Below are 7916 nucleotides of genomic sequence, written 5' to 3' on the forward strand. Positions count from 1 at the left end.
AAGACCTTAATGATCGCTGAAATGAGTTTCAGAAAACTCGATGCACCCCAGCTTGTAGACAAAGTCGCTCGTGGTCAGAAGTACGCAAACGGTCAGGAGGTTCGGGTCGCTGCCTAATTCTTTTTACCCACCAATTGACAACGGCTCCTTCGATTTCTACCGACCATGTCCGGTCCATTATGATTCTCCAATATGATGGGGGCCTTCCGAATCTGGTAGGCCGCCGGTTAACAGTTGCATCACGCAATTCAATTCGCGTGCTTAACGTATGCCAGTGGGTAGGGATTACTGTCTAATTGTAGACAACTTTACAAATAATTATCGTGGGCTTTGAGCGACGTGAGCATGCGGAAAGCGCCAGCATTGAACTGTATTCCCGAGCGATTCAATCCTGGGGGATTTTTCCACGGCGCCGCTCCGGTCATTCCTACCGCATGACGGAATTTCCGCCTGAATACAGCGCGGGCTGATTTCCCAATACGCCGTCGGATTGGAATTGCATGAGAAGCTGTTAGAGCTTGACAGTTTCTGTAGAGCTGGCGATATTTGCCCAGTGTACATTTGTGGAAATTGAAACCGAAAATTTAATGCGCATCTCGGGGTGAAGATGGGTTTTGTGTTTCTAGGCAAAGCCCATGACTGGGTCAAACAGAATTGGAGGACAGCGTGAAGGCAAACAGAAACCGGCCAAGATCCGAGCTGGATGAACTCGGAGCTTGTGGCGCCGCGCTAATCACCGGACAACCAAGGGCTAAGAAAACGGCTGCATATTGGAAACGCCAAATCGGTCGCCTGATGTTCGGCCTATTCGCCTTTCTAGTATCGCTGCCTGTAGGCGACTGTGCCGCGGCTGAGCGGCGCTTGCAGATTGGCTTCGTGAGCATCACATCTACCAATGCGCCGCTGTGGGTCGCGGTAGACAGGGGATTCTTGGCTCAGGAGGGTTTAGACCCCGAACTGATTTTTATTGGAAGTGGCCCAACCATGCTAGCTTCCATGATGGCTCGGGAGATTTCCCTAGTGACGACGGCCGGCACTGCCGTCATGTCCGCGGCAGCGGGTGGAGCGCCAATTAAAATTCTCGCGACTTTCGGCAACCGGCTGGCGGCCGATTTCGTGGCCCGTCCAGGGATTACTCGGCCCGAAGACCTGCGGGATAAACGCGTCGGTGTTCAGAGCATGGGCGGTGGCATATGGATGCAGGCGCTTCTCGCCTTAGAGCACCTGGGTCTGGAGCCCGTAAAGGACCGGCTTCACATTCAAGCGATCGGACCCCAGCCGCAGCTCGCGAAGGCGCTTGAAGCCGGAGCTATTGACGTTACCGTGCTACCGACCGCGTTTAGCCAACCTCTGAAGGCGCGCGGCTATCCGGTATTACTAAACTTTGTAAACGCCAATATTCCGCTTACTCTCAACAGTCTTATTGCTCTGAAGGAGACCGTTGAAAAATCGCCCCAGCTTGTTGAGCGCGTGATGCGCGGGCTTTTACGCGCCATCGCTTTTATCCATCACCCGAGCAATCGCGGCGCGGTTACCCAGATTCTGGCGCGCCGGCTGCGGGTGGAACAACGAGACGCCGAGGAGGCTTATCGGGGCGCACTGGAGACGCTCGAGCGAAAGCCGTACCCGTCAACTGAAGGGCTATTAAACATCCGGCGCACGCTTGCGCGATCGAACCCCAGGGTGGCGAGTATCCAAGTCGAAGATGTCACGGCTACGCGTATCCTTCGCAAGCTTGACGACAGCGGCTTTATCGACGCGCTCTATAAAGATTCCTCTGGCCGATAAGCGACGGGAAATTCCCTCGTCTCCTGGTCAAATGGCTCAAGACAATAAAATTATTGCGACAAGAATGTAATAAACCGCCGACAAACTTTATTGCTGAAGCCGCAACCGCCGCGCTGGTCGGCGATTTAGTTCGACAGGTTTATTTACCCTGGCGAGATTTTGGCGCGCGCTGCAACTTGATTGTCGACAGGCGTTCGAGATAATAATGCGACGCATTCGCCGGACAAGAAATTTAACGCCGCAGCGCGAGTGTCTTTGAGTGGCAGGAGGATAGGATTTTAGACTTCGCCCAGTTGTCGTTGTGGCGTTGCTATTCATATGAGCTTAACGCATCACTCGGATCCATTGCCAGTGACGACGCCCGAGGCGGTGGGAATGTCATCTCCGCGTCTCGAACGCATCGGGCTAGTCTTACGGGCCGACATCGCGAACGGCCGACTCCCAGGAGCGGTGGTCGCCATCGCGCGCAAAGGATATCTTGTTCGCTTCGAGGCCTTCGGTTTCCTTGATCAGGTTGCGGCCATCCCGATGTCAAAGGACGCGATCTTCAGCATCGCCTCAATGACCAAGCCCCTCACCGCTGTCGCGGCACTCATGCTCTATGAGGAGAATCGGCTTTTGGTGCATGACCCAGTAGGAAAATATCTGCCGCAACTCGACAATATGCGGGTTGCGATCATGCACACGGATGCGCACGGCGAGAACAAGCTGATGGGTACCGAGCCTGTTCGGCGCAAACCAACGCTCCAAGATCTCATGCGGCATACCGCCGGGATCACCTACGGCAATCGCGGCGCTAGCGAACTCCACAAGATGTATCCTCAGGATTCAACCAACTCGGCAGATAGCCTCTCGGGACCCGAGTTTTTAGAAAAGCTAGGAGCTTTGCCGCTGCACTATCAGCCCGGCACTGTGTGGGACTATAGCCTTGGCTTCGATGTCCTCGGCCTTGTCATTGAGTCGGTCACCAAACAGCGACTCGGCCGCTTTCTGGAGGAGCGCCTCTTCAAGCCTGTGGGCATGATCGACAGCGCGTTCATGCTGTCCGCGGACAAGGCGAACCGCTACGCGCGGGCTTTTCTCACGGATCCCGAAACGGCTAACCGACAGACGATTCGCGATCCCACGCAACCGCGCAAATTCGATTGCGGCGGCGGCGGTGGATTCGCAACCGCGAGCGACTATTTGCGTTTCGCGCAAATGCTGCTGAACCGCGGCGCGATTGACGGCACGCGCATCCTCGGGCGCAAGACGGTCGAGTACATGACGGCGGATCAGCTTGGTCCAGAGGTCAACATCGACGCCTTGCGTGACTATCCGCTCATCAACGGTTATGGATTCGGTCCCAGCGTCGCCGTTCGGCGCGGTTCCGGTATCGCCGGCGTCATGGGTTCAGCCGGTGACTATCATTGGGGAGGTGCGAACGGCACATTTTTTTGGGTCGATCCCAAGGAAGAACTAGCCGTTGTGTTTATGGCGGCGACGCCCGGCGCCGTGCGTTTCCATTACCGGCAGGTGATCACCTCGTTGGTGCTGCAGGCTATCGCCGATTGACTCGTGGCGGTTCGACGCAGCAGGCGAACCTCGCGGTGGCGCCGCAGTTTTCTTTTCAGCTCGTCAATCGTGTAGGATCGAACTGCAGCGTCATTCAATCCAATCCTACGGCCAAATTTCTCGATTTTCAGAGATAAATGAGGCTGGTGGACGCGCCCCTACATGGATCAAATCACTACGCGGGGCAACATCATCAACAACGCTTTCATGATCAAAGAGTCGCGGGCCGACCGCGGATTGTTGTTCATCACTCATCATCCTCATTAGTTCGTTCATTGACAGTGCAAATCGCTTCAAGCTAGATAGACTCTAGCAATTACTTTTTCTCAAGGACGGCATGTAACAGATGGCGATAAAATCTATTGGCATCGTCGGCTGCGGCGCGATCGGTAAGGCGCTCGTAAAAGCCGTGGAAGACGGCAAGTTGGCGGTGCGCGTTGCCGGCGTGACCAGTCGCACGGAAAAGAGCGCGCGGGAGTTTTTGGCGGCGTTCAAAAATCCGCCGGCGTATCTTTCGCTGGATGAACTTGTCGCTGCGTCGGATTTGCTCGTCGAAGCGGCGGGCGGGCATGTCGTTGCTGAATTGGCGCGGAAAGCTTTTGCGGCAGGGAAAGATTTGATGGTGATCAGCGTCGGTGCGTTGCTCGAATATCCCGAGGTCATGGCGGAGTCGCGGCGCACGGGTTGCCATTTATATGTTCCGTCGGGGGCGATCGCCGGATTGGACGGCATCAAGTCGGCGTGCGTCGGCCGGATCGATCACGTCACGCACACGACGCGCAAGCCGCCGCTGGGACTCGAAGGCGCGCCGTACTTGGTCGAGCGCGGCATCTCGTTGGCCGGCTTGCAGGAAGAGCGCGAGGTTTTTTCCGGCTCGGCGCGCGAAGCTTGCCGAGGTTTTCCGGCCAACGTCAACGTCACCGGCGCGGTGAGTTTGGCGGGCATCGGCCCGGATAAGACGCAGGTGCGGATACTCGCGGTGCCGGGGTTGCCGCGTAACTGCCACGACATCGACATCGAAGGCGAGTTCGGCAAACTCCATGTCCACATCGAAAATATCCCGAGCGAAAATCCCAAGACCGGCAAGCTGACGGCGCTGTCGATCATCCGCGCGGTGCAAGACGTCGTCGATCCGGTGCGGATTGGGAATTAGAAATTGTGACCATCGGTAGTTAATCGTGAGAGCCGCAACCAAACGAAAATAAACTTTCACCACGAAGATCACAAAGGACACGAAGGGCTCGAAAAATTAAAACTCCGAACTTCGTGCTCTTCGTGTCCTTCGTGGTAAATGACATTTTCAACATATGAATAACAGCGATCTTATCGTTCTTACACTTGAGCAGGCCGGGGTGCGCTGGGTGTTTGGCGTGCCGAGCGGGCCGGTGTTGCCGCTGATCGACGCGCTGCGCAAGAGTTCCGTGCGGTTCGTGCTCACGGCCAGTGAGACTTCGGCGGCGTTCATGGCATCGGCCGTCGGTTATTTAACCGGCGTTCCCGGCGTGTGCGTTTCCACCGTCGGGCCCGGCGCGACCAATTTAACCACTGGCGTCGGCTGCGCCTGGTTGGATCGCGCGCCGCTGTTGGCGATCACGTGCAACGTTGCGACGCCATGGCTCGAACGACGCATTCAGATGCGCATCGATCATCACGCGTTGTTCCAACCGCTCACTAAAGCAACTCTCGCGTGCCGCCATGAAAATGTCGGCGAGTTATTTGCTCAAGCAATTGAGATCGCAACCGAAGAACCGCCGGGGCCAGTGCATCTCGATTTGCCGGAAGATGTGGCGCAGGCGGCGGCAGTCGAATTTCGCGGCAGTGTTACGCATTCGAAGCCTGCGCCGGATTTGTCGAACGAAGTGAGCGCTGCGGTTTCAGATGCCTTGAAAACTGCCAAACGGCCACTGTTGATCGCCGGTTTGTCATTCACGCGCAGTGGGGCGAGCAAAAATTTAATTCACTTCATCGAGCGGCAAAATATTCCTTTCGTTACGACCTTGCACGGCAAAGGTTTTTTGCCCGAGAGCCATGGGAATTTTGCCGGCGTCATCGGCCGGTCGCGGCGCAGCGATGTCAAGAAGTTTACTGATCGAGCCGATTGCATCATCGCCGTCGGTTTCGATCCCATCGAGATCAACTATGAAGAGTGGGTAAAGCCCGGTACGCCGATCGTGCACGTCAGCACGGAGGCCGCCGAGAGCGGCAACGGTTTGAATTTGGTTTGGAACCAGGGCTGCGAGTTATCCGCTGCGGTTCGCGCGATGAGCGCCATTCCGGCAACGAAGAACGATTGGTCGGCGCAAGAATGGCGCAGCCTTCGCGAAGCGTTCGACAAGGCGCTTCGCCCGGCGAGCGCCGGATTCGCGCCGCATCAAGCTTTGGATATTTTACGCGAGCGATTACCTGGCGACGCTATTCTCGCCTACGATGTCGGCGCCCACACGCATCAGATCGCGTCGCAATGGCGCACCGATCTGCCGCGAACGATGCTCGCGACCAACGGTTGGTCGTCGATGGGCTACGCCATGCCGTCCGCCTACGCGGCTAAGTTGGTATATCCCGAGCGCGCGGTGGCGTGCGTCATCGGCGATGGCGGCTTTCAAATGACCGCCGGCGAGTTGGCGCTGGCGCGCCGGTTAAATTTAGCGGTGCCACTGATTATCTTGAACGATGGCTGGCTTGGCCTGATGAAAGTTAAACAAGAAAAAAGAAACTATCCGCTCTCCGGCGTGCGCTTGGGAGACCCGCCGCCGTCGCCGCCGCACTATTTCGGCGTGCCTTGCCGGCCGGCGAAGAACGCCGAGGAATTTCGCGCCGCGCTCGCATGGGCTTTCGACCTCGACGGACCGAGCGTTATCGAGGCGTTCGTCGACGCCGAAAGTTATTCCGCCACGGTTTTCGATTGAGATGCGCCCCAATTTTTTTCGTAAACTCACCGCGGAGGCGCTGAGCACGCGGAGTAAAGTGATTTCGATAAAGAAAGACTTCGAACTCTGCGATCTCGGCGTCTCTGCGGTGAAATCTCTTTGTCTTCCTTGGCCGCGTCTCGGCCGCGCTAGGTTCCATGTCAGATATTTCTCCCACCCGTGATCGCTTTCGCTGGACGATCCTGGCGCTGATCAGCGTGTCCCACGTCATCGGCGCGTCGGCGCAGTATGGCATCAACACGCTGGCGCCGTTCTACAAAGACGATCTCGGATTGTCGCGCGCCCAGGTCGGTTTGTTTTTCTCGTCCTTCTACTTGGCGATGACCGGCGCGTCCTTCGGCACCGGCTGGTTGGCCGATCGCTTGGGCGTGCGCCAGACGACGATGCAGGGCCATTTGATCCTGGGCGTTTGCACCGCTATGGCGGCGCTGTCGACTAGTTTTGAATTCGGCTGCGTGAGTTTTTTTCTCGCCGGTTTCGGCTACAGCTTTCTCAATCCGGCATCGACCATCGGCGTGATGACTTGGTTTCATCGCGACGAACGCGCCACCGCCATGGGCGCCAAACAGACCGGCGTGCCGTGCGGCGGCGTGCTGGCGGCGGTGTTGGCGCCGACGTTGGTGTTGCTGATCGGCTGGCGCGGCGCGTTGGCGGCGTTGGGCGGGATCAATTTTATTTCCAGCTTTTTATTCTTCCGTTTGTGGCGCGAGCCGAGGGCGGAAATCCAGGAAGCGCCGACGGCGGAAGAGCGCTCAGCGGATCAAGGCGCGCTCAATGTCGGCGCGCTGTGGCCGATCAGCTGCGCCACGGCGATTTATCTCATCGGCCAGATGGCGCTGATTACTTACGTGCCGCTTTATTTGAAAGACGCCTTGGGTTACTCGCCCTACTGGGCGAGCCAGGCGCTCGCTTTGACCCAAGCCGGCGCCATGGTCGGCCGCGTCGGTTGGGGCGTGATCAGCGACCGGATCTTCGGCGGGCGGCGGAAGATCGTGCTGATCTTGATCGGCGCGGTGTCGGTCGTCTGGTTTATCGCCTTGAGTTTCATGGATCGGAACTCGTCTACTTTTCTATTAATGTCGATTCTGTTTCTCGCCGGCGTTTCCATCGTCGGCTACCAGGGAGTTTCCTACGCGCTGATCGGCGAGATTTCCGGCAAAGCGAAAACTGGGACGGGTCTTGGCATGATGATCGCGATCAATGCCGGCGCGGCGACCCTCGGCACGCCGATCTTCGGTTACATCGTCGATCGCACTGGTTCCTATGCCATCGCCTGGCAAGTGCTGGCGGTGGCGGTGGCCACCGGCATGATCGCCATGGCGATCATGCTCAAAGAGCCGCGCCGCACCGCTGCGCAACCATTTCACAAAGATTAATTCCCAGTGTCGTGGCAACGTCAATATGTCATGTTAACAGCAACGCGATTATGTCAGGGTAGTGCGTTGGGTTGAGGTCGTAAGTTAGAAACCTGGCCATAGCGGAACCCCACCTTGTTGGGGTTGGTTCGATATAGGCCAAGTGTGTGCGTCGTTTTGGAATCGAAGGTAGCGATTTTTTCTGTTTTGTAGAAAATCTCCACTGCGCCATCGAGAAGTACATGGACATCGACTCTGCGCTTGGCGTAAGACCGAAAGGGCGAGGTCTTGG

At 57.1% G+C, this 7916-nt stretch carries 5 protein-coding genes; all 5 read left to right on the plus strand.

Translation table 11 applies throughout. The annotated features are described in order from the left end of the window. Nucleotides 1–666 precede the first annotated feature (666 nt). A complete protein-coding gene (locus EXR70_24380; GenBank protein ID MSP41635.1) occupies nt 667–1788 on the plus strand; it encodes an ABC transporter substrate-binding protein in 1122 nt (373 codons plus the stop codon). A gap of 318 nt (nt 1789–2106) precedes the next feature. Further along, nucleotides 2107–3342, plus strand: coding sequence for a class A beta-lactamase-related serine hydrolase (locus EXR70_24385; GenBank protein MSP41636.1), 1236 nt, complete (start codon nt 2107–2109; stop codon nt 3340–3342). A gap of 346 nt (nt 3343–3688) precedes the next feature. Further along, a complete protein-coding gene (locus EXR70_24390) occupies nt 3689–4495 on the plus strand; it encodes an aspartate dehydrogenase (protein MSP41637.1) in 807 nt (268 codons plus the stop codon). A gap of 154 nt (nt 4496–4649) precedes the next feature. Further along, nucleotides 4650–6248 carry a thiamine pyrophosphate-binding protein gene (locus tag EXR70_24395; protein MSP41638.1) on the plus strand — a complete coding sequence of 533 codons (1599 nt, stop codon included), beginning with the start codon at nt 4650–4652 and terminating at the stop codon, nt 6246–6248. 158 nt (nt 6249–6406) lie between these two features. Then, nucleotides 6407–7645: an MFS transporter gene (locus EXR70_24400; GenBank protein MSP41639.1), complete on the plus strand. Its 1239-nt coding sequence runs from the start codon at nt 6407–6409 to the stop codon at nt 7643–7645. The last annotated feature ends 271 nt before the right edge of the window (nt 7646–7916 follow it).

This window comes from Deltaproteobacteria bacterium (assembly GCA_009692615.1).
Classification (GTDB): Bacteria; Desulfobacterota; Binatia; order UBA9968; family UBA9968; genus DP-20.